The organism is Frankia sp. AiPs1, assembly GCF_023716945.1.
Taxonomy (GTDB): Bacteria; Actinomycetota; Actinomycetes; order Frankiales; family Frankiaceae; genus Frankia.
In genome coordinates this window covers 1-1869 of the sequence record NZ_JAMQQF010000831.1, presented here as the reverse complement: position 1 = coordinate 1869, position 1869 = coordinate 1, and the positions used below count along the sequence as shown (strand labels likewise).

Sequence of the window (1869 nt, the reverse complement as noted above, 5' to 3'; positions counted from 1 at the left end):
GGCCCAGGCGGCGGCGTTCCCCGCCGAGGCGGGTTCGGGACGCGGCCCGGTCGGGCGGCGGTCGGGTCGGGCAGCCGCACGAGTTGCCGAGAGCTCGCACGATCGGTGGCCTTGACCGTGGTCACCCTCGGCAACTCGGCGACCGGCACCGTCCGGTGGCAGTCCCGGGCGTCCCGGGATGCCGCCCGGCGCGGCCCGTTCCGGGGCCGGCGCGTCACCTCGCGCCGGCGCGTGTCGGCGTCGATCGGATCTGCATGACGTGCGGCAGATCCCTGGGAGGCGGGTCGTGGTGAGGCAGGTCCCTCGCGGGCAGGTCCCTCGCAGGTAGGTCCCGGTGAGGCAGGTCCCGGTGCGCGGGGAGCTGCGGGTCGCTCAGGGGTAGAGGCCGCGTGTCTGGTGGGCCTCGGCGACCCGGCTCACCCCGATGATGTGCGCCGCCTTGCGCAAGCTGACGCCCTGCGTGGTGGCGAGCATCGCCACCTCGCTGTAGGCCCGCTCCATCAGGATTCGAAGCCGGTCGTTGACCTCGTCCTCGGACCAGAAGTAGGCCTGCATGTCCTGCACCCACTCGAAGTACGAGACCGCGACGCCGCCGCCGTTGGCGAGGATGTCCGGCACGACCATCACGTCCCGGTCCTCCAGGATCCGGTCGGCGTCCGCCGTCACCGGGCCGTTGGCCCCCTCGACGATGATCCGTGCCTTGATCCGGTCGGCGTTCTCGATGGTGATGACACCTTCGAGGGCGGCGGGGATCAGCACGTCCACGTCGAGTTCGAGCAGGTCGTCGTTGGTGAGGGTGTCCGTGCCGGGGAAACCGACGACGGTCTCCGCACCCTCGGCGAGGTGGCGGATCAACGCCGCCGGGTTGAGGCCCTGCGGGTTGTACACGCCGCCCTTGACGTCCGAGACGGCGACGACCTTGCAGCCGGCGTCGTGCAGGTACTGGGCGGCGAGCGCCCCGACCTTGCCGAAGCCCTGAATGGCGACGGTCGTGTCGTGCGGGTCGCGGCCGGTCTGGCGCAGGGCGGCGAACAGCGCGAGCTGGACGCCGCGGCTGGTCGCCCCGGCCCGTCCGGCGGAGCCGCCGATCGACAGCGGCTTGCCGGTCACGACGCCGGTGGTGGTGTGGCCGGTGTGGGCGGAGTAGGTGTCCATGATCCAGGCCATGGTCTGCTCGTTGGTGCCCACGTCGGGAGCGGGAATGTCCTTCTCCGGTCCGATCAGGGGGACGAGCTCGGCGGCGTACCGCCGGGTCATGCGCTCGAGCTCCTGGCGGGACAGCAGCGCCGGTTCCACGGCGATGCCGCCCTTCGCCCCGCCGTAGGGGATCCCCATCAGCGCGCACTTCCAGGTCATCCACATCGCCAGCGCCTTGACCTCGTCGAGGTCGCAGCTCGGGTGGTAGCGGATGCCGCCCTTGCCGGGGCCGCGGGCAAGGTTGTGCTGGACGCGGTAGCCGGTCAGCACCATCAGCGAACCGTCGTCGCGCAGCAGTGGCACGCTGACGGTGATCGCCCGGCGGGGCGTGCGGAGCAGTTCGTGCAGTCCGTCGTCGAGGCCCAGATGACGAGCCGCGTTCCCCAGTTGAACGCAGGCCGTGTCCCATGCTGAGCCGGATCCGAGGATCACAGGCACCTCCGCGGCGCATTTCGAGTCACCCTCTGCCGCCGAACGCGCCGCCGGGTTCGTCGACCACGGCGCGCTCCGTTGCGCACCGTGGCAGTGACTCGATATGGCGCAAACAATAGGTGACGGCGGAGGGCTTCCGCCCGGCGCGTCGAGGGCGCGCCCCGGGCCGCCTGAACGGGCGGGTACGGTCGCGGACGTGCGCGCGGATCAGTCGGCCCCGTCCGCCGGGCGGGGCCGCCC

1 protein-coding gene is annotated in these 1869 nt (G+C 72.1%); it reads right to left on the bottom strand.

The window, feature by feature from the left end:
* Window positions 1–372 precede the first annotated feature (372 nt).
* Entirely contained in the window at window positions 373–1629 is a 1257-nt protein-coding gene (locus ND748_RS31085) for a Glu/Leu/Phe/Val dehydrogenase (RefSeq protein WP_251749874.1), read from the bottom strand.
* Between the last annotated feature and the right edge of the window lie 240 nt (window positions 1630–1869).